Annotated in this window: 22 protein-coding genes and 1 pseudogene; 14 read left to right on the forward strand and 9 right to left on the reverse strand. The window is 72.0% G+C overall.

Going from position 1 to position 17,974, the window contains the following annotated elements:
* Window positions 1-96: 96 nt before the first annotated feature.
* The gene (locus ACIBBD_RS01795) at window positions 97-1,392 is read left to right on the forward strand and encodes a peptidoglycan-binding protein (RefSeq protein WP_399417271.1); all 1,296 of its coding nucleotides are present in this window, start codon (window positions 97-99) and stop codon (window positions 1,390-1,392) included.
* 258 nt (window positions 1,393-1,650) lie between these two features.
* Here ACIBBD_RS01795 and ACIBBD_RS01800 read toward each other — a convergent pair whose 3' ends face one another.
* Window positions 1,651-2,304 (reverse strand): HAD family hydrolase, encoded by a 654-nt coding sequence (locus ACIBBD_RS01800; protein ID WP_399417272.1) that lies wholly within the window; start codon window positions 2,302-2,304, stop codon window positions 1,651-1,653.
* A 233-nt stretch (window positions 2,305-2,537) separates the two neighbouring features.
* Complete coding sequence (locus tag ACIBBD_RS01805) at window positions 2,538-3,119, reverse strand: TMEM165/GDT1 family protein (RefSeq protein ID WP_399417273.1); 582 nt, start codon at window positions 3,117-3,119, stop codon at window positions 2,538-2,540.
* A gap of 421 nt (window positions 3,120-3,540) precedes the next feature.
* Here ACIBBD_RS01805 and ACIBBD_RS01810 point away from each other — a divergent pair, with 421 nt between their 5' ends.
* From ACIBBD_RS01810 to ACIBBD_RS01830, 5 genes and pseudogenes are all read left to right on the forward strand, one after another.
* Window positions 3,541-4,185, forward strand: coding sequence for an HNH endonuclease family protein (locus tag ACIBBD_RS01810; RefSeq protein ID WP_399417274.1), 645 nt, complete (start codon window positions 3,541-3,543; stop codon window positions 4,183-4,185).
* A 64-nt stretch (window positions 4,186-4,249) separates the two neighbouring features.
* Window positions 4,250-5,884 carry an alkaline phosphatase D family protein gene (locus tag ACIBBD_RS01815; protein WP_399417276.1) on the forward strand — a complete coding sequence of 545 codons (1,635 nt, stop codon included), beginning with the start codon at window positions 4,250-4,252 and terminating at the stop codon, window positions 5,882-5,884.
* Between the two features lie 138 nt (window positions 5,885-6,022).
* Window positions 6,023-7,935: pseudogene (locus ACIBBD_RS01820) on the forward strand (FAD/NAD(P)-binding protein); the annotation flags it as partial.
* Between the two features lie 107 nt (window positions 7,936-8,042).
* Window positions 8,043-8,495 (forward strand): DoxX family protein, encoded by a 453-nt coding sequence (locus ACIBBD_RS01825; RefSeq protein WP_399417277.1) that lies wholly within the window; start codon window positions 8,043-8,045, stop codon window positions 8,493-8,495.
* A 527-nt stretch (window positions 8,496-9,022) separates the two neighbouring features.
* Entirely contained in the window at window positions 9,023-9,652 is a 630-nt protein-coding gene (locus ACIBBD_RS01830; RefSeq protein ID WP_399417278.1) for a DedA family protein, read from the forward strand.
* Window positions 9,653-10,157: 505 nt separating this feature from the next.
* On the opposite strand, the gene ACIBBD_RS01835 is transcribed toward ACIBBD_RS01830, so the two are convergent.
* Window positions 10,158-10,385, reverse strand: a complete 228-nt coding sequence (locus ACIBBD_RS01835; RefSeq protein WP_399417279.1) for a DUF2277 domain-containing protein — start codon at window positions 10,383-10,385, stop codon at window positions 10,158-10,160.
* A gap of 171 nt (window positions 10,386-10,556) precedes the next feature.
* Here ACIBBD_RS01835 and ACIBBD_RS01840 point away from each other — a divergent pair, with 171 nt between their 5' ends.
* Complete coding sequence (locus tag ACIBBD_RS01840; RefSeq protein ID WP_399417280.1) at window positions 10,557-11,456, forward strand: ketopantoate reductase family protein; 900 nt, start codon at window positions 10,557-10,559, stop codon at window positions 11,454-11,456.
* On the opposite strand, the gene ACIBBD_RS01845 is transcribed toward ACIBBD_RS01840, so the two are convergent.
* The gene (locus ACIBBD_RS01845) at window positions 11,450-11,959 is read right to left on the reverse strand and encodes a GNAT family N-acetyltransferase (protein ID WP_399417281.1); all 510 of its coding nucleotides are present in this window, start codon (window positions 11,957-11,959) and stop codon (window positions 11,450-11,452) included. The genes ACIBBD_RS01840 and ACIBBD_RS01845 overlap by 7 nt on opposite strands.
* A gap of 115 nt (window positions 11,960-12,074) precedes the next feature.
* Here ACIBBD_RS01845 and ACIBBD_RS01850 point away from each other — a divergent pair, with 115 nt between their 5' ends.
* Window positions 12,075-12,419 carry a hypothetical protein gene (locus ACIBBD_RS01850; protein ID WP_399417282.1) on the forward strand — a complete coding sequence of 115 codons (345 nt, stop codon included), beginning with the start codon at window positions 12,075-12,077 and terminating at the stop codon, window positions 12,417-12,419.
* A 645-nt stretch (window positions 12,420-13,064) separates the two neighbouring features.
* Window positions 13,065-13,295 carry a helix-turn-helix domain-containing protein gene (locus ACIBBD_RS01855; protein WP_399417283.1) on the forward strand — a complete coding sequence of 77 codons (231 nt, stop codon included), beginning with the start codon at window positions 13,065-13,067 and terminating at the stop codon, window positions 13,293-13,295.
* Between the two features lie 152 nt (window positions 13,296-13,447).
* Here ACIBBD_RS01855 and ACIBBD_RS01860 read toward each other — a convergent pair whose 3' ends face one another.
* Entirely contained in the window at window positions 13,448-13,816 is a 369-nt protein-coding gene (locus ACIBBD_RS01860) for a DUF6415 family natural product biosynthesis protein (protein WP_399417284.1), read from the reverse strand.
* Between the two features lie 158 nt (window positions 13,817-13,974).
* On the opposite strand from ACIBBD_RS01860, the gene ACIBBD_RS01865 reads away from it, so the two are divergent.
* Window positions 13,975-14,244 carry a winged helix-turn-helix domain-containing protein gene (locus ACIBBD_RS01865; RefSeq protein ID WP_399417285.1) on the forward strand — a complete coding sequence of 90 codons (270 nt, stop codon included), beginning with the start codon at window positions 13,975-13,977 and terminating at the stop codon, window positions 14,242-14,244.
* A gap of 10 nt (window positions 14,245-14,254) precedes the next feature.
* Window positions 14,255-14,434 carry a hypothetical protein gene (locus ACIBBD_RS01870; RefSeq protein ID WP_399417286.1) on the forward strand — a complete coding sequence of 60 codons (180 nt, stop codon included), beginning with the start codon at window positions 14,255-14,257 and terminating at the stop codon, window positions 14,432-14,434.
* Here the strand turns inward: ACIBBD_RS01870 and ACIBBD_RS01875 are convergent.
* The 3 genes from ACIBBD_RS01875 to ACIBBD_RS01885 form a co-directional block, all read right to left on the reverse strand.
* A complete protein-coding gene (locus ACIBBD_RS01875; protein ID WP_399417287.1) occupies window positions 14,431-14,775 on the reverse strand; it encodes a DUF6221 family protein in 345 nt (114 codons plus the stop codon). The two genes, ACIBBD_RS01870 and ACIBBD_RS01875, sit on opposite strands and share 4 nt — an antisense overlap.
* 93 nt (window positions 14,776-14,868) lie before the next feature.
* Window positions 14,869-15,039 carry a hypothetical protein gene (locus ACIBBD_RS01880; RefSeq protein WP_399417288.1) on the reverse strand — a complete coding sequence of 57 codons (171 nt, stop codon included), beginning with the start codon at window positions 15,037-15,039 and terminating at the stop codon, window positions 14,869-14,871.
* Between the two features lie 20 nt (window positions 15,040-15,059).
* Window positions 15,060-15,257, reverse strand: coding sequence for a hypothetical protein (locus ACIBBD_RS01885; protein WP_399417289.1), 198 nt, complete (start codon window positions 15,255-15,257; stop codon window positions 15,060-15,062).
* A 45-nt stretch (window positions 15,258-15,302) separates the two neighbouring features.
* Here ACIBBD_RS01885 and ACIBBD_RS01890 point away from each other — a divergent pair, with 45 nt between their 5' ends.
* A complete protein-coding gene (locus tag ACIBBD_RS01890) occupies window positions 15,303-15,647 on the forward strand; it encodes a DUF6233 domain-containing protein (RefSeq protein WP_399417290.1) in 345 nt (114 codons plus the stop codon).
* A 474-nt stretch (window positions 15,648-16,121) separates the two neighbouring features.
* Here the strand turns inward: ACIBBD_RS01890 and ACIBBD_RS01895 are convergent, their stop codons facing one another.
* Complete coding sequence (locus tag ACIBBD_RS01895) at window positions 16,122-16,760, reverse strand: recombinase family protein (protein WP_399417291.1); 639 nt, start codon at window positions 16,758-16,760, stop codon at window positions 16,122-16,124.
* Between the two features lie 230 nt (window positions 16,761-16,990).
* Here ACIBBD_RS01895 and ACIBBD_RS01900 point away from each other — a divergent pair, with 230 nt between their 5' ends.
* Window positions 16,991-17,170: a hypothetical protein gene (locus ACIBBD_RS01900; RefSeq protein ID WP_399417292.1), complete on the forward strand. Its 180-nt coding sequence runs from the start codon at window positions 16,991-16,993 to the stop codon at window positions 17,168-17,170.
* 215 nt (window positions 17,171-17,385) lie between these two features.
* Window positions 17,386-17,964 (forward strand): hypothetical protein, encoded by a 579-nt coding sequence (locus tag ACIBBD_RS01905; protein WP_399417293.1) that lies wholly within the window; start codon window positions 17,386-17,388, stop codon window positions 17,962-17,964.
* The last annotated feature ends 10 nt before the right edge of the window (window positions 17,965-17,974 follow it).

A 17,974-nucleotide genomic window follows, 5' to 3' on the forward strand; every position in this document is an offset into this window, starting at 1 on the left:
AGTCCTGTCGGAACCCCCTATTCCGGGGGGACGGGCAGGCGGTTGTGTGGAGGATCTGCATAATCTCTGGAGTTCGCATGGGGGAAGGACGAACGAGTGAACGAACCGACGGGACGGCAGGAGCGAGCGGGGCGGCACGGGCTTCCGTGCCCGGAGTGCGGAGCGCTCCGGGCAGCGGACAACATCCCTTCGTGCGCCTGCGCCCAGCGGGCGTCCGAGGCCCTGCGCGACACCCGGGAGGCGGAGGCGGCCGCGGCGGAGGACTTCGACCCGCTACGGATCCGTCCCTACGTCGAGCTCGGCGGGCCCGGGGAGTTCGGGGGGCGCGGGGAGCGCGGGGAGCCCGGCGCGGGCAGCGCGGGCCGCATGGGACCGGCGGAGGCCTCCGCGGCCGACCCGGCGCCCCGTTCACCGACGGCCTCCGACGCGACCCGGCCCGTACCGACGGCTGCGGACGCCACCCCGCCCGTACCGCCGGCAGCCTCCGACGCGTCCGCACCCGCCCCGACGGCCTGGGACGCGACCAGGCCCGTGCCGACGGTGACCGACGCCACCGTGCCCGTGCCGACGGCTGCGGACGCCCCCCCGCCCGTGCCGGGGATGTCCGACGCGACGGTGCCGTTGCGCCCGGTGGAGCCGTCCGGCGCGGAACCGCGGACGACGGCGCTTCCCACGCCCCTCGCCCCGGCGCCCTCCGAGCCCAGCGCCACCGACCTGAGCCTGTTCGACGCGGGTGGCTCCGACGCGAGCGGCGCGGAGGCCGACGAGGAGCGGCCGCGGGGCCGGCGGCGCCGTACGGTGCTGGTCGCGAGCGCCGGTGCGGCCGTGGCCGCCATCGCGGCGGCCGGGTTCGCGAGCGGGCTGTTCACCTACGAGAAGCCGACCCGCGACGGCGCCGCCCCCGAGGGTGTACGGGCGGCCGTGCCGGACACCTCGACCGGCGCGCCCTCGGTGTCGCCGTCGGCGAGCCGCTCCGCGTCCCCGTCGGCGTCCAGCGCCTCGCCGTCCCCGTCCGAGAGCGAGAGTTCCTCGCCGTCCCCGTCGGCGTCCGGCGCCTCGCCGTCGGCCTCCCCGACGGCCGAGCCGAGCCCGAGCGCGCCGACCGCGCCGGTCACGAACTCCCTGGCCCCGGAGAACGGCGCCGACGGGGCCCCGAGCAGCCCCGTGACCACCGTCCTGCGGCGCGGCGACCGGGGCGCCGAGGTGACCGAACTCCAGTTGCGGCTGCAGCAGCTGTACCTCTACAACGACGAGGCGCACGGGGTGTTCGACGGCAGGGTCGAGGAGGCGCTGCGCAACTACCAGTGGTCGCGGGGGATCCGGAACGACGATCTGGGGACGTACGGGCCGGCCACGCGGGAGAAGCTGGAGTCCGAGACGAAGGAGCCGTGACGCTCGCGGGTCGCCGGTTCCCGACACCACCCAGCCGACGCGCGCGGCCCGCGCAGTGCTGCCGCGGGACGGCCGACGGCCCCGCGTATGCCGCTGGCGGGTACCCGGCAGCGCCGCGTGATGCCGCTCCCGGAGGCCGGACAGCCCCGCGGGATGCCGCTCTGGGGGCCGGACGCCCCCGCCGGAGAAAGCTCCCGGGACACGGCCCCGAGCGCCGGGCAGCACGACCACCTCCGGTCCCCACCCCGGGGCGGCGTCTCACCCGACGTGCAGCCGGATGCCCTCCGGTACGGTCTCCACCCGCACCCGCGTCAGGTCCCGCACCACCGCGTCCGGCCGGTGGAGCGCGGCGCGGGGTCCGATCCCCACGACCCTCATCCCGGCGGAGCGCCCCGCGGCGATCCCCGCCCCGGAGTCCTCGAACACCACGCAGTCGGCAGGGTCGACGCCCAGTTCGGCGGCCCCCTTGAGGAAACCCTCGGGATCCGGCTTGCTCGCGCCCACCGACTCCGCCGTGATCCGCACGCCGGGCAGCGGGAGCCCGGCGGCGGCCATCCGGGCCGTGGACAGCGGCACGTCGGCGGAGGTCACCAGCGCGTGCGGCAGCCCGCGCAGCGAGGCGAGGAACTCGGCGGCGCCCGGCACCGCCACCACGCCGTCCATGTCGGCGGTCTCCTCCGCCAGCATCCGCGCGTTGTCGGCCAGGTTCTGCTCCATCGGCCGGCCGGGCAGCAGCAGGGCCATCGAGGCGTGCCCCTGCCGGCCGTGCACGACCTTCATCACCTCGTCGCCGTCCAGCCCGTGCCGCTCGGCCCAGCGCCGCCACACGCGCTCCACGACGGCGTCGGAGTTGACGAGGGTGCCGTCCATGTCGAGCAGGAGGGCACGGGCGGTGAGGACGGTGGCCGTCATCGGCGACTCCAAGCGGGGGAGGAAAAGGGCTCCTGGCAGAGAGGAGAAAAGGCTCCGGGCAGGGGTGGAAGAACACAGCTGACCCCCCGGAGGGACAAGGCGGCCCCGCCCGCCGGTCAGGGAAAACGGGCGGGAGCCACTTTGTTTCTCCACGGTACAAAACATGGGGGGCTCACGCCACCCTCCCGGGGAAGCGTTCACCCGGCGTTCGGTCCGCCGGCGCCGCCCGCGCGTCAGCCCGCGACCGCCTCCCACAGGCTCCACACGCCCAGCCCCAGCATCAGCACCGCCGCGATCTGTGTGATCAGCCTCAGCGGCACCCGCTTCATCAGGGCCTTTCCGCCGACGATGCCGAGCCCGGCCACCGCCCACAGCGCGAGCACCGCGCCGAGGCCGACGGAGAGCGGGTCGTCGTAGCGGGCGGCGAGGTTCGCGGTCATGATCTGGGTGAGATCGCCGAACTCGGCGACGAGGATGAGCATGAAGCCCGCTCCGGAGACCTTCCAGAAGGACTGGTTCTCCGGCCTGCGGACCTCCTCCTCGTCCTCGTCCTTCCTCATCAGCAGCACGGCCGCGCCGCCCAGGAAGAGCACGCCGGTCAGCGCGTGCACGATCTGCTGCGGGAGCAGGGTCAGCACGCTTCCGGCCGCGACGGCGAGCGCGACGTGCAGGGCGAAGGCGGCGGCGACGCCGGCGAAGACGTACGAGGCGCGGTAGCGCGTGCCGAGGACGAGGCCGGCGAGGGCGGTCTTGTCGGGAAGTTCGGCGAGGAAGACGACGCCGAAGACGAGCGCCGTCACGGTCAAGCTGATCAAGGGTCCTCAATCGGTCGGGGCCGCCCCACCGAGAGTGCTGCTTTCTTCGCGCAAGACGCCTCGGCACGGCAGCACACACGGCACCCGCGCCGTACGGCACGGATGTGCACTGCTTGCCGAAGGTCTCGCTGGCCGGCCCGTGACGGGCCTGCCTCCGGGCGCCGGCTCGGCCGTCACAGGGACGAGCTGAGCAGTGTGTCGACGGTCCGGCGAAGAGCTACTCCCCTTCTGCGCCGTCCATCGTACGTGACGCTCACACCGATGCCGTAGGGCCGATGTCACGTCACGGATCCCGTCACACGTCTTGTCGTGTCATGTACACGTCATTAGCTTCTTACCGCGCGCACACCTCCCCGCAACGCGGCACCGCGAGCATTCCCACGCTCGCACCGCAACGCCCCATACCCCCAAGGGAGTTCGCATGTCCAGGTTCTACGCGCGTCGACGGGTCAGCATACTCGCGGCGCTCACCGGTCTCCTAGCCTCGGTCGCACTCCTCAACTCCCCGACGGCCTCCGCGGCCCTGCCCACCCCGGTCAGCGCCGCCACCGCCCGCACCTACCTCGCCTCGCTCACCGTGGCGGCCGAGGACCGCACCGGCTACAGCCGCGATCTCTTCCCGCACTGGATCACCGTCAGCGGCGCCTGCAACACCCGTGAGACCGTCCTCAAGCGCGACGGCTCGAACGTCGTCACCGACTCCGCGTGCGCCTCCACCAGCGGCAGCTGGTACTCCCCGTACGACGGCGCCACCTGGACCGCGGCCTCCGACGTCGACATCGACCACCTCGTCCCGCTGGCCGAGGCCTGGGACTCGGGCGCCGACGCCTGGACCACCTCCCGGCGCCAGTCCTTCGCCAACGACCTGACCCGCCCGCAGCTCATCGCCGTCACCGACAACGTCAACCAGGCCAAGGGCGACCAGGACCCGGCCACCTGGATGCCTTCGGTCAGCTCCTACCGCTGCACCTACGTCCGCGCCTGGGTGCAGGTGAAGTACTACTACGGCCTCTCCGTCGACTCCGCCGAGAAGAGCGCGCTGACCAGCTACCTGAACAACTGCTGACCCGGAATCTCCCCACCGGCCTCCGTCGTTCCGTACCGTACGGGGCGACGGAGGAGGCGATCACGTGGCCGGACTGCGGCTGGGACCCCTGCTGAGGTACTCCGACGGCTCGTCCGCGACCGTCTGGGTCGAGACGAGCCGTCCGTGCGCCGCCGAGGTGCGCTGCGCGGACGGCTCCGGCGGCACCGCGCACACCTTCCAGGTGGCGGGCCACCACTACGCCCTGGTGCCGGTCACCGGACTGACACCGGGCACGGAGACCGCGTACGAGGTGTTCCTCGACGGCACGCGCGCGTGGCCGCTGCCCGAGGACACCTTCCCGTCGTTCCCGCCCTCCGTCATCCGCACCCGGGCCGACGGCGACGACGTGCGCGTGGCCTTCGGCTCCTGCCGCTGGGCGGCGCCCCCGGCCGACGAGCACGACCCGGCCGGCCCCGACGCCCTGGACAGCCTGGCCGCGCGCATCGCCGCCGACCCGGGGGGCGAGCGGCCCGACGTCCTGGTGCTGCTCGGCGACCAGGTGTACGCCGACGAGACCTCCGGCGCGACGCAGCGGCTCATCGCGGACCGCCGTGACCTCTCCGAGCCGCCCGGCGCCGAGGTCGCCGACTACGAGGAGTACACCTGGCTCTACTACGAGTCCTGGCTCGACCCCGAGGTCCGCTGGCTGCTGTCCACCGTCCCCAGCTGCATGATCTTCGACGACCACGACGTCATCGACGACTGGAACACCTCCGCCGCCTGGCTCGCCGACATGCGGTCCGCCCCCTGGTGGCACGAGCGGATCCTGAGCGGCCTGATGTCGTACTGGGTGTACCAGCAGATCGGCAACCTCTCCCCGGCCGAACTGGCCGCCGACCCGCTCTACGCGGCCGTACGGGGCTCCGCCGACGGCACCGACGCCCTGCGCGACTTCGCCCGCCGGGCGGACGACGACCTCAGCTCGGTGCGCTGGAGCTACCGGCGTGACTTCGGGCGGGTCCGGCTGCTGATGGTGGACACCCGGGCCGCCCGGGTGCTGGACGAGGACGGGCGGGCGATGCTCGAACCGGGCGAGGCCGCGTGGCTGCGCGAGCAGGCCCTCGACGGGCGGGGCTCCTACGACCACCTTCTCGTCGGCACCTCCCTGCCCTGGCTGCTGCCGCACCTGGTGCACGACGCCGAGACGTGGAACGCGGCCCTGTGCCGGGGCGAGCGGGGCGAGCGGTGGGCGCGGCTCGGGGAGCGGGTGCGGCGGGCGGCCGACCTGGAGCACTGGGCCGCCTTCCCGGCCTCCTTCACCGCGCTGACCGAACTGCTCGCCGAGGTCGGTACGGGGGCGCAGGCGCCGGCGACCGTGCTGGTGCTGTCCGGGGACGTGCACCACGCCTACGTGGCCGAGCCGCGCTGGCCGGCGGCCGCGCCGGACGCGCGGGTGCTGCAACTCACCTGCTCGCCCGTGCACAACTCCATCCCGCTGTCGATACGCGTCAGCTTCCGTTTCGGCTGGAGTGCCGTGGCGCGCGCGCTCGGGCGCCGGCTGGCACGGCACGGGCGCTGTCCCCGGCCCGTCGTCGACTGGCGCAAGACCGGCGGGCCCTGGTTCGGCAACCAGCTCATGACGCTGACGCTGCGCGGGCGTTCGGCCCGGCTGCGGCTGGAGCACGCGCGGGAGAAGGGCGGACTGACAACCGTGGAGGAGTCCGACTTGACCCCCTGATGTGGGACACCGGGGGCCGGTGGGGCCCGCGTTGGCTTCCGTGGTGCCCGAGGGCATGATGAGGCGGACCGTCCGCTTCCCCCGGGGCCGTCCACTCCACCGCGCCCCCCACGCCCGGGAGTCACCCCCTTGCCCTCAGTGAATGCGCAGCCGGCGCCGCCCCCGGAAGGGCCGGTTCCGGCGTCCGTCGCCGTAGCCCTCGTCGGTGCCGGACCGCGCGGCACCAGCGTCCTGGAACGCCTCTGCGCCTCCGCGCCGGACCTCCTCCCGCCGGGGGTGCGCCTGACGGTCCATGTCATCGACCCGGCGCCGCCAGGACCGGGCCGCGTCTGGCGTACGGCGCAGTCGCGGGAGCTGCTGATGAACACCGTGGCCTCCCAGGTGACCCTGTTCACCGACGACAGCGTGGACTGCTCGGGCCCCGTCCGGCCGGGCCCCAGCCTGCACGAGTGGGCGGCCGGCGAACTGGGCCCGGACGACTACCCGACCCGCGCCCACTACGGCCGCTACCTGGAGTGGGTGTTCGCCCGGACGGTGCGCCAGGCCCCGCCCGGGGTCCGGGTCGAGACGCACGCGGCGCGCGCGGTCCGGCTCGACGACGCAGCCGACGGCCGTCAGGTGCTCACCCTGGACGACGGCCGGATCCTGCTCGGCCTGTCCGCCGTGGTCCTCGCCCAGGGCCACCTGCCGGTGGTCGCCGACGCGGCCCGGCAGCGCCACGCCGCCCACGCCGAACGGCACGGCCTGCGCCATGTCCCGCCCGCCAACCCGGCCGACGTCGACCTGTCCTGCCTGGCCCCGGGCGAACCGGTGCTGCTGCGCGGCCTGGGCCTGAACTTCTTCGACCACCTGGCGCTGCTGACCACCGGCCGGGGCGGCCGCTTCGTCACCGCCCGCCAGGGCCTGCGCTACCTGCCCTCCGGCCGGGAACCGCGGCTGTACGCCGGCTCGCGGCGCGGTGTGCCCTACCAGGCGCGCGGCGACAACGCCAAGGGCCCCTACGGCCGCCACATACCGCTCGTGCTGACCCCCGAGGTGATCTCGGGCTTCCGCAAGCGCGCGGACTCCGGTGAGGCGCCGGACTTCCTGGCGGAGATATGGCCGCTGGTGGCGAAGGAGGTGGAGACGGTGTACTACACGGCACTCGTACGGCGCCCGGAGTTCGCGGACCGCTTCCTCGCCGTCCCGCACGGCGATTCCCGGGAGGCCGTCGTCCTCGACGAGTTCGGCGTGGCGCGGACCGACCGCTGGAGCTGGGACCGGATCTCCCGGCCGTACGCCGGACGGGAGTTCACGCATCCGGGACAGTGGCGGGAGTGGCTGCTGGAGTATATGCGCCGGGACGCCGAGGAGGCGGCGAGGGGCAATGTGCGCGGACCGCTGAAGGCCGCCCTGGACGTGCTGCGGGACCTGCGCAACGAACTGCGGCTGGTCGTCGACCACGGTGGGCTGACCGGCGCCTCCCGCCGGGACCACCTCGACCGCTGGTACACCCCGCTCAACGCCTTCCTCTCGATCGGCCCGCCCCGCCGCCGCACGGAGGAACTGGCCGCGCTGGTCGAAGCGGGGGTGGTGGAGGTGCTGGGCCCCCGTCTGGAGGTGCGGGAGGAGGACGGCGCCTGGCGGGCGCACTCCCCGGACGTGCCCGGCTCGGCCGTCCGGGTGACGACCCTCATAGAGGCCCGGCTCCCGGAACCGGATCTGCGGCGCACCGCCGACGGCCTCCTGGCCCGGCTGCTGAAGACCGGGCAGTGCCGCCCGCACACGGTCGACGGGTACGTGACCGGCGGACTGGACGTGACCCGGCGCCCCTACCACCTGATCGACCGTCAGGGACGGCCGCACGCACGACGGTTCGCCTTCGGGGTGCCCACCGAGGGGGTGCACTGGGTGACCGCCGCGGGCGCCCGCCCGGGCGTGGACTCGGTCACGCTCTCGGACTCCGACGCGGTGGCGAGAGCGGCCCTCCGGGCCGCGGCGGCGGAGGCGAAACCCCGGCGGAACGTCAAGCGGAAGCCACACGATGGCCAAATGTTGAACTTGCAAGCATCACTGAACTCCACCTAACTTGGGTCGCTCGTTCGGTACCGCCGCCCCCACCGGCCGCTCTGTCCCCAGGAGCCGGCCGTACGACCGACACCGAAGGAGTACCCCCCACATGTCCGCTCGTCTCGACACCGCGCAGCCCTACGCGATCGGCCTGTTCCGCATCGTCGTCGGACTGCTCTTCGCCTGCCACGGCGCCGCCTCGCTCTTCGGCGTCCTCGGCGGCGCCTCCGGCTCCGGCGACACCCTCGACGCCGGCACCTGGCCGGGCTGGTACGCGGCCGTGATCCAACTGGTCTGCGGCAGCCTGGTGCTGCTCGGCCTCGGCACCCGCGCCGCCGCGTTCCTCGCCTCGGGCTCCATGGCGTACGCGTACTTCAAGGTCCACCAGCCCGAGGCGCTGTGGCCGATGGAGAACGGCGGCGAGGCCTCCGCCATGTTCTGCTGGGCCTTCCTGCTGCTCGTCTTCACCGGCTCGGGCGCGCTCGGCCTGGACCGGCTGTTCGCCCGACGGACGGCCGCGGAGCAGCAGCCGGCCACGCGGAAGTCGGCGGTCACCGCCTGACTCGGCAGGGCGTGACCGGCACGGCGGGACCGGTTCGGCACGACCGCTGGACATGGCGTACGGCATGACCCGGGCCGTCGTGACCGGTACGGCATGACCGGTACGGCATGACCGGTAAGGCCCTGGCGACACGGCCGGTGAGAAGGGCGCCCTTCCGTTCCGCTCGGGAAGGGCGCCCTTTTTCGTCCGCCGGGCCTCAGGTACCCGCGGTCCAGCCGAACGGGACGGTGGAGCACGCCACCGGGGTGCTCTCCGTACCGGGCCCGTCCCGGATCACGACGGAAGCGGCCTGCCGGCGACGGAAGCCCCAGCCGTGCCGGGGTCGGCCGGATGAGGGGTCGGCCGGATAAGGGGTCGGCCCGGGGGGGGCGGCCGGGTGAACGAGCTGTACCGAACACATGAGCCCCCGGTGAATCAGCCGTCACACGCCCGGCGTACGCTGTCTGGCTGTCATCGGCCGCACCTGCCGCTCCCCCGCGACACCGCGGCATGGTCAGGCCGCACGGGGGAGACACGGGGAGTCCGCGGTGTTCGAGAGTGTGGGGGCGTTGCTCGGCGCCCCATGGATCTATGCGCTGGTGGCCCTGTCGGTCCTCCTCGACGTGTTCCTGCCGGTGCTGCCGAGCGGGGTGCTCGTCATCACGGCGGCCACGGCGGCGGCCGCGGGCTCGGGGGCGGCCACCGGGCTGCTCGCGCACGAGGTGCCGGACATCCTGGCGCTGATCCTCTCCGCGGCGACCGCCTCGGTGCTGGGCGACCTGGCGGCCTACCGTCTGGCCTGGCGCGGCGGCGAACGCCTGGACCGCGCGATCTCCCGCTCCCGGCGCCTCACGACCGCGCAGGAACGTCTCGGCGGCGCGCTGGCGAAAGGCGGTGGCGCGCTGGTGGTCCTGGCCCGCTTCGCCCCCGCCGGCCGCTCGGTCGTCTCCCTCATCGCCGGCGCCGCCCACCGCCGCGCCCGCGACTTCCTCCCCTGGTCCGCCCTGGCAGGCCTCTCCTGGGCCGCCTACAGCGTCGCCCTCGGCTACCTCGGCGCCCACTGGCTGGGAGCGACCTGGCTGGCGACGGGCGTGTCCTTCGTGGCGCTGTTCGGCGCGGGCGCCGCAGCGGCGTACCTGATGCGCCGCCAGCCGACGCAGCAGACCCAGCAGACCTGACACCACCACCCTTGGGTCTCCGCCCCGGACCCGTCGCTCGCGGCGGGGGGCGCGCCCCGGACGCCCAGCCACTCCACGGGGGGGGGCGGTCCGTACGATCGCGCGGGTCACCAGACCCGGGACATGCCCGCCTACCGCCCGTCTACCGCCCTCCTCGGCCGGCCGGGAGGCGGCCGCGTCCCGAGGGCATGTCCGTCGACCCACCGAAACCCGTACGCACCCTTGGCACGGCACCCGGCACCCGGCACACCCGGCACGCGCCTCCCGTCGTTCGCGGCCCGGCGCGGCACGCGGCCGCTGCCCGGCACGCCACGGCGCGCGCGGTGGAGTGCGTGTCGCCGGGACCACCCCGGCCGGCACGAATGGCCACCGGTGGGCACCCGTCGTCGGCCCGGGGCCGCACGATCCGGCGGAGTAGCCGCCAGTGGGCACCGCCGACGCCGGGCCGCGCGATCCGGCGAACCGGCCGCCGACGGGCGCCCGTCACATCCGACGCCGCCCGTCCTCACCCCTGTCGCGCCGTGGCCCCCCGCACCTCCAGCCCGCCCAGCAGCTCGGCCGTGGCTCCGGCGACGGCCTCCACCGCCTTCTCGAACACCTCCCGGTTGTGGGCGGCCGGCGCCCGGAAGCCGGACACCTTCCGCACGTACTGCAGGGCAGCGGCCCGAATCTCCTCCTCCGTGGCCTCCTCGGCCAGCACAGGCGGACGCAGCGTCTTGATACTCCGGCACATGCCCCCAGTCTCACCCCACCGGGGCCCGTCCGTCGCCCCTTCGCTCCTCTTCCCCCCTCTCCTGCGCCCGCGCCTCTCCGGTCCCCTTCCCTCCCCACCCGGCCCCTGTCATGATCACTTCCGAGGCGGCCACCGCACCCGGGGCCGACCGACGAGAGGAACCACATCACCATGGCGCAGCAACTCACCGTCGCCGTCCTCGGCCCCGGCGGGATCGGCGGACTCCTCGCCGCCCTCCTGTCCCGCGCCGGTCACCACGTGACCTGCCTGGCCGGCGACGACACGGCCGCACACCTCCGTACCCACGGTGTCCGCGTCCGCAGCGGGCAGTTCGGCGAGTTCACGGCCCGCGTCGACGCCGACACCGCGCTCCGCTCACCCGTGGACGCGGTCCTGGTCGCCGTCAAGCACACCGCCCTCGACGCGGCCCTCACCCGCCTGCCGTCCTCCGCGCTGGGCGACGCCCTCCTCGTCCCCTTCCTGAACGGCGTGGAGCACCCGGCGGCGCTCCGTGCGCACCACCGTCCGGACCGGGTCGCCCCCGCCGTCATCCGCGTCGAGTCCACCCGCCTCTCCCCCGGCGTGATCGAACACGCCAGCCCCTTCGCGGAGATCGACCTCACCGGTGACCAGGTCCCCCGCCCGCGCCTGGACGCCCTGGCACGGGCCCTCGCCGCGGCCGGCCCGGCCACCCGCGTCCTGGCGGACGAGACGGCCGCGCTGTGGGCGAAGATGGGCTTCCTCGCCCCGTTCGCCCTGCTCACCACCCGCTACGCCGTCCCCCTGGGCGAGGTCCGCACCCGCCACCGCGACGAGCTGACCGCCCTGGTGGAGGAGACGGCCGCCGTCAGCCGTGCCTGCGGCGCCCCCGCGGACCCGGCGTCGGCGCTCGCCCGGTACGACGCCTTCCCGGCCGCCACCAAGTCCTCCATGCAGCGCGACGCCGAGGCCGGCCGTCCCCTCGAACTCGACGCCATCGGCGGGGCGTTGCTGCGGGCGGCGGAGCGGCACGGGGTGCCGGTGCCCGTGGCCGCCCGCCTGGTGCGGGAGGTGCGGGACGCGGGTCACTGACGCAGGTCGACGCACCAGTCGTTGGATCTGATCCAGTTCCCCTTCGGGTACTCGAAGTCGGCCTGACCGAGCAAGGTGAACCCGGCCCTGCGGCAGACCCCGTTGGACGCGGCATGGTCCACACCGGGGAACGCGTGCAGGGTCGGGTGACCGCCGCTGTGCCGCACGATGCCGACGAGCGCCCGGGCGGCCAGGGCGGCGAGCCCCCGCCCCTGGAACTCGGGCAGGATCGCCCAGCCGGTCTCCCACACCGTGCCGCCCCGCCACGCGCGTTCCCAGTACCCGATCGACCCGACGGTCTCCCCGCTGTCCGCGAGCGTGGCCCGGTACATCTGCCCCGGCTCGGACCGCACGTACCGCCGGTGCCGGTCGAGGAGCTTCTCCTCCGTCTCCGGCCCGCCCAGATGCGCCGTCATCCCGGGGCTGTTGGTCCGCCGCAGCAGCCAGAGGTCACCCTCCGCCCAGGGCACCAGCCGCACCTGCTCCACACCAGTGAGGTCCATGGCGCCACGGTAGGACAGGGGTCTGACAGTCGGCGCTCAGTCGTGCTCTCATGCGAACACACGAACGGACCCGGGTAACTCGCCACGCAAAATCGAACAGGCGTAGCATTGCCGCGTGGCTAAGACCTATGACTTTCCCAGCGACCTGCGCGCCGGTCAGGAGGAGCTGCATCAGGTCCGGGCCGAGCTGTCGGCCCTGCTGAAGCGGCTGCCCTGGTCGGTCGAGCCCCTGGACGGCGTCAGTGACGACGGCGGCTGGCGCAAGGTGGAGCGCCCCGCCTCCCCCGGCTGGACGGCCGACGAGCAGGCCGAGGTGGAGAAGCTGCGGCAACGGGAGCACGAGCTCGCGGTGTTCGTCAGCTGCCACCGCTTCTGGGCGGAGGTGGCGGCCGCGGACCGGGTGGAGGCCCGTATGCGGCTCAAGCACGCGCACGAGACACCGGCCGGCGAGGATTCCTAGCCTCCCGGCCCCGAGCGCGCGAGAGGGCCCCCGGAACTCTCCGGGGGCCCTCTCGTGTCTCCTGGTGGGCGCGGACGGTTTCGAACCGCCGACATCCTGCTTGTAAGAGCGGACGTTCATGCATGGGCCCTCGTTGGGGCGACTCGTTCAACTGCGACAACGAACAGGAAAGCGCAGTTCAGAGGGTTGCGCCAGCTTCTCGCCTGACGGCGTGTGCCGCTAGAGCCACGCTGGAGCAACGCCAGTGCGCGCTAGTGCGACAGCGCCTCATCTCCTAAAAATCCCCTAAGGGATCCGCTCGTTGTTGCACGTCAGGAGGTCAGGCGGCCCCCCGCCCTCCCACGGGGGAAGTGATTGGGGGGCCGCCCCGAGTGCCGGCCCCCGTCACCGAGGGGGGGCTACCCATTGGTGACGGGCCGGCACGTCTATTGCTTCGACCTTGCGCGTTGCCGCATGGATGCAGGTCGATGCCGCAGTTCACCCGAAGGGGTGAACGCGTGTTCGAAAGCTGGACACTACACGGAGCCCTGCGGCATATGCCAGGGCGTCACAGGGGTGACCGGCGGAGGCAGCACCATTCCATGATCGGAAAGTGCCTCAAATCTGCTGCTGACTTATGATCTTGGTGCGTAAACGGTTGGTCGGGTGCCAGCCGAACAGCCCCAGTGGATCCTCGACGCCCGCCGGGCGGTCGGCGACCGCATCCGAGTCCGCAGGCTGCACCTGAACATGACCCAGGAGTCCCTCGCCCACACGGCGGGACTCGACCGGTCCACGATCCAGCGCATGGAAGCCGGCCATGAGATGAAGCTGAGCCACCTGCTGCATGTGGCTCACGCTCTCCGGACGCACGTCACCGACCTCCTTCACGGCTGAGGACGGCAGCATGGCCGCTTCCTGACCGGGCTACCGAATCAAAGTCAACATCATGTTGAGCGTTCACGGAAGTGTGGGACGTGCATATATCCGCGCTGTTTTTGTACACACCGTGTGAATCCGTAACCCCGCGTTGAGGCTCTGGCCTGCACTTACCTGACAGGCAAGATCCCTTGCCCGGGAGTGGTCGGCAGGCACGCCGCGAGCGTCCGCGCCTGCTCGCCGAGCGTGGCCACATGCAGCGCGGCCGACCGCAGCCCCAGCCCCAGATTCCCGCTCAGCGCCGCCTGCGCGCCGAGGAGGGCCGCCTCGCAGGCCTGCCAGGCAGGCGAGTCCTCGGGCAGCCGGTCCTGCCGTCGGCGGACGGCATCGGCGAGCGGTGTGATCGCGGCGCGCAGCTGGGCCTCGAGGCGTCGGCAGTCGTCGATGGTGGGCAGGATGCCTGCCGCGGCAGTGGCCTGGTCGATGAGCTCGTCGAGGCGGGGCTGTGGCGGCGCGGTCTGCTCCGTATGGTGTGGCATGTCGACGCTCCGTTCGTCGGCTGCCTCCGGGGTTGCGGGCCACGCTCCCCGGGGGCTCATTGCGTGCAATTGCAGGCTACCCCTGCGGGATAGGCGGTATAGGCCGTATAGGTCGTCTGGTCTCGCGTGCCTGGGTAGGCCCACCTAGCGTCCAGATCATGAAGTGGGAGCCGGAGATTCCGAGGTGGCGGCAGGTGTACGCCGTGATGTCAGACCGCATCCTCGACGGCACCTACGAGCCCGGGGGCAGGCTCCCGTCGGGGATGGCGATCTGCGAGGAGTTCGGGATCAGCCCGGTGACTGCGAAGCGTGTGCTGAAGGAGTTGCGGCAGGCGGGTCTGGCGTACATGCAGCCGGGGATCGGAACGTTCGTCACGGAGCTGCCTCAGCCGCCGAACTCGGGGCCCGCTGTCAGACCGGGCTCCTAGACTGGCCGGCATGTCCACCTCTCCCCCGCCGGACGGCGTGCCGCAGTCTGCTGCTGAGCTGAACGCGGCGATCCGCGCTCTGTTCGCGCACCGGGACGCACGGCTGACGGACGAGCAGCGGGAGGAGTACCGGCGGCTCCTCACCGAGCTGCGGAGGGTCGAGCAGGGGGACGTCACGACGGCCGCTTAGGGCCGCCACTCCGCGCGGTATCCGGGCCGGTCGGCGTACACGCTCCCGACCTGATAGACGAACATGTCGAGGCCATGGCGGGTCAGAGCGAGGTTGCCGCGCTTGGCGTCGTTCGGCTCTGCGTCGATGCGGTCCTGCAACTCGCACCATCGCGTGAGCAACTTCCGCTTGGCATCAATCTCCCGCAGCACCCGGGCCGCCACCGCAGGGGGCAACGCTGCCGTCGTGCTCCTGTCCCAGCCGTCGTAGTCGGGGAGAGGTTCGGCCTTCAAGTAGCCGCGCCGTGCCTCCAACTCGTCCTCGTCGAACTGATCACCCAGCCACTTTACGAGATCTTCCACGGCCCCTCCAGGTAGCAGTCCGGCCCCGGTGCATCACGCCGGGGCCGGGCTCAGCAGCAATCCCGACTTACTCGCTGGGATAGTCACACCACTCTACGAGCCGCCACTGACAACGCCGAGGCGCCGCGTGGACAGCACGTACTCGCCGGGCGGCCCCTGTGGTGCGCGTACCGCGGGCAGCAGGGTGGGCGGCAGTTCGTAGCGGTGGCGGCGCAGGATCTGGCGCAGGGCGCGGTGGCGTGACGGGTACGGGCGGACGGTCATTCCCGCAGCATGGCAGAGGTTCACGACTCGTCCGGCCAGGTCGTCAACAGGGTGCCCGTCGCCTCGTCGGTGAGGGTGACGCGGGCGTCGGGAAGGTTGCCGTACTCGCCGATCCAGCTGCTGAACTTGCGGCGGGCGGTCGCCTCCGACTCCCACCATCCGTGCTGTACCGGACGACCGGCAGAGGTGAGGAGGAGGTGAAAGCGGCTGGGACTCATGACCCCAGGGTGGCAGGTCTGACCACCAGCCCTAGAATCGAACGTATGACCGACTCGCGTCCGCCCACCTACCTGGAGAAGCTCCGCATCGTCCGCGGCTACCTCCTGCACCAGCTCGACTCGGTCGACCGGTGGATCGCGGAGGAGGAGCGGAAGGCCGCCGAGAAGCAGCGCGGCGAACAGGCCCGCCCGCCGACGCCCGACTGGCTGCTTGAGCTCGGGCTGAACCGGGACGCGCCGCCGAACATGGTCCACGAAGGACACTGCCACATGGCGGGCAAGAGGTCCCGCGGCATCAGCCGCAGCGACGCGCTGCGCTGGCTCGCCGAGGGGATCCCGGCCTGCTCGCACTGCCGGCCGGACTCGGAGCTCGGCTTCCTGGACGGGTAGCGGGCAGCCGCATGCCTCCCGTGGGGAGCCGGGAGGCGCGGCGGGCCCTACCGCTCGCAGCGAACGGCAGGGCCCGAAGGGGAACCACCCGGGGGTGAAGCGGAACCCGTGCGAACACCATGCACCACAACCAGCCACAGGAAAAGAGATCAGCCACGGGTTTCTGGCGGAGCTAACGCCGCCGTTCGGCGAGGCGCAGCAGTTCCTTGAGGCGACCTAGCGTTCTTCGCTGTCGCCACGTTGCCCCCAGCGGAAGGAGCTCCACGTAGCCCCAAGCCTGGTGACGCATCTCCCGGGCTCGCCGCAGGTCACCATCACGGATGGCGATGCGCATTCCGATGACCGCTTCGTCTAGCGCCATCAGGGCGTCGGCTTCCGGTACTGCTGACTGGGGGCGCGGTGGACCCTGCGCCTTCTGGCGCAGCTCCCAGGTGGGCCCGCCGCCGGTGAGCCTGGCGCGAGGACGGCTCGAGGTCATAGCCCAGCGCCCTTCGCTGTCACGGCGGCAAACTGCCCGGCCTGCTCCGCATCGTGGGCCTGCAGGGCCTGAGAGATGGCCCCAATGCTGGGGTTCTTGCCGCGGTTCTTCCCCTCCGCAATCCGTAGGTGCGGCTGGATCTGTCGGAGGGTGAAGCCCTTCTCCCTCAGCGCAACAGCTTGGATCGTCAGGGCCTCGGTCATAACCGGGCGTCGCCCACCTACGCGCCCGCGGGCGCGTGCAGCCTCGAGTCCGTCCTTGGTCTTCCTGACGATGTCTCGGCGTCGCTCAGAGGCGAGCACCAGGGCAAGTTCGAGGAGGAGGTTCATCTCCTTGTGCTCGCCGGCTCCGACGCCTTCAAGCACCTTGACGGAGATGCCGCGCTGGAAGAGCTCGGCGAGGGTCATGAGTCCGGTGAGGGTGTCGCGACCAAGGCGGTCGACTTCCTGCACGCAGAGCATGTCGCCTTCGCGGAGGTAGTCGAGGGCGGCGCTGAGGCCGGGGCGCTCGTCGACGGCAAGCTTCCCGGAGATCTTCTCCTCGAAGACCTTGACGCAGATCGGGTCGAGCGCGTCGTGCTGGCGGTCGACGTTCTGCTTGTCGGTGGATACGCGGACGAGCCCAACTAGCGACATACGGCCTCTCATTCAAGAAACGGGTTGGGGTGAGTTTCTGAACGGTACCAGTAGATGAAACGTTTGCTGAACAGATTCCGGGACTCGACCACCCACAGAGGCGGGCCCGTTCACCCATCGCAGGTAACGACCGATTGATGAACAGCAGCTGGACAGCCGTTGCCACCCTTCCGACTGACAAGGCAGGAGAGGTGACGCACCGCTGCCGCGACTCGGGCACGCTGCTCAGCATGACCGGAGAGACAGGCAAGGGCGCCTGGATGTGGCGCACCACCATCGGCGGCGACAGCGACGGGAAGTGGGAGAAGTACTGGGATCCCGACGCGACACCGATGAGCGACGAGGAAGCTCAGGATCGCCGTCGGAGACTGCTGCGGCTCCTCTTCGGGCCACGGCCGGGCGACGCCTGATACGGCATGTTATCGGGGGTAGTTGGGGGCTGGAGGGTGGCCCCAGACGCAGCGATGCGCACCCACCGCTCGGCGTTGGGGGCGCTGTCATGTCACAGCCCGGTGACGACCCCTCACTGATCGTCCACACCTGGTCTACGGTGGTCCGACGTTCAACCTTGGGGGCACTGATGCGCGTTCGTACTACTGCGGCCACGGCCGTCCTTCTCCTCGGCATGCTCACCGCGTGCGGCGGCAGCAGCAGCGATGACAAAGCCAGCTCCGCGAAGTCGGCACCCTCGGCCACCGAGAGTGTCGACTGTGCCAGCCAGACACTCAGCCAGGCCGAGTACATGAAGCACTGCGCCACGACGCCCGCCGAGAGCGAGACGGCGAAGACGACCGGCCTGAAGTTCGGCGAGTCGTACACGTGGCCGGACGGGCTGAAGGTCACCGTGGTCGACGCGACGGTCTTCACGGACCACGACAGCGAGATGCTCGAGTCGCCGGAGCCTGGCATGACGGACTTCCGGATCAATCTCAAGGTGGAGAACGGCGGCAAGGCTGCGGTCGCCTTGGATGACCTGACGCTCATCGTCGAGGGAGCCACGAAGGGTGGCGAGGCAGCAGGCACGATCTTCTCGAAGGGGTCGGAGCCGCTCGAGGGCCGGCTCGCTCCTGGGGTGACAGTCGTAAAGAACCACGACAACACGCTGGAGACCGGCTACGGGAAGAAGATCGTGGTGACGGTGCAGCGTATGAGCGAGGACTTCAGCCTGGACTTCCCCGAGTTCGAGGGTGACATCACCGGCTGACCCTGGACAC

The sequence above is a fragment of the Streptomyces sp. NPDC051315 genome (assembly GCF_044455165.1).
GTDB lineage: Bacteria > Actinomycetota > Actinomycetes > Streptomycetales > Streptomycetaceae > Streptomyces.

What these genes read in the sequence shown, in the direction of transcription:
- ACIBBD_RS01800 (WP_399417272.1), bottom strand. Translation starts at nt 2,304, where the DNA reads ATGACGGCCACCGTCCTCACCGCCCGTGCCCTCCTGCTCGACATGGAC.
- ACIBBD_RS01810 (WP_399417274.1), top strand. Translation starts at nt 3,541, where the DNA reads ATGTCCAGGTTCTACGCGCGTCGACGGGTCAGCATACTCGCGGCGCTC.
- ACIBBD_RS01825 (WP_399417277.1), top strand. Translation starts at nt 8,043, where the DNA reads ATGTCCGCTCGTCTCGACACCGCGCAGCCCTACGCGATCGGCCTGTTC.
- ACIBBD_RS01835 (WP_399417279.1), bottom strand. Translation starts at nt 10,385, where the DNA reads ATGTGCCGGAGTATCAAGACGCTGCGTCCGCCTGTGCTGGCCGAGGAG.
- ACIBBD_RS01840 (WP_399417280.1), top strand. Translation starts at nt 10,557, where the DNA reads ATGGCGCAGCAACTCACCGTCGCCGTCCTCGGCCCCGGCGGGATCGGC.
- ACIBBD_RS01845 (WP_399417281.1), bottom strand. Translation starts at nt 11,959, where the DNA reads ATGGACCTCACTGGTGTGGAGCAGGTGCGGCTGGTGCCCTGGGCGGAG.
- ACIBBD_RS01860 (WP_399417284.1), bottom strand. Translation starts at nt 13,816, where the DNA reads ATGCCACACCATACGGAGCAGACCGCGCCGCCACAGCCCCGCCTCGAC.
- ACIBBD_RS01865 (WP_399417285.1), top strand. Translation starts at nt 13,975, where the DNA reads ATGAAGTGGGAGCCGGAGATTCCGAGGTGGCGGCAGGTGTACGCCGTG.
- ACIBBD_RS01870 (WP_399417286.1), top strand. Translation starts at nt 14,255, where the DNA reads ATGTCCACCTCTCCCCCGCCGGACGGCGTGCCGCAGTCTGCTGCTGAG.
- ACIBBD_RS01880 (WP_399417288.1), bottom strand. Translation starts at nt 15,039, where the DNA reads ATGACCGTCCGCCCGTACCCGTCACGCCACCGCGCCCTGCGCCAGATC.
- ACIBBD_RS01885 (WP_399417289.1), bottom strand. Translation starts at nt 15,257, where the DNA reads ATGAGTCCCAGCCGCTTTCACCTCCTCCTCACCTCTGCCGGTCGTCCG.
- ACIBBD_RS01890 (WP_399417290.1), top strand. Translation starts at nt 15,303, where the DNA reads ATGACCGACTCGCGTCCGCCCACCTACCTGGAGAAGCTCCGCATCGTC.
- ACIBBD_RS01895 (WP_399417291.1), bottom strand. Translation starts at nt 16,760, where the DNA reads ATGTCGCTAGTTGGGCTCGTCCGCGTATCCACCGACAAGCAGAACGTC.
- ACIBBD_RS01900 (WP_399417292.1), top strand. Translation starts at nt 16,991, where the DNA reads ATGACCGGAGAGACAGGCAAGGGCGCCTGGATGTGGCGCACCACCATC.
- ACIBBD_RS01905 (WP_399417293.1), top strand. Translation starts at nt 17,386, where the DNA reads ATGCTCACCGCGTGCGGCGGCAGCAGCAGCGATGACAAAGCCAGCTCC.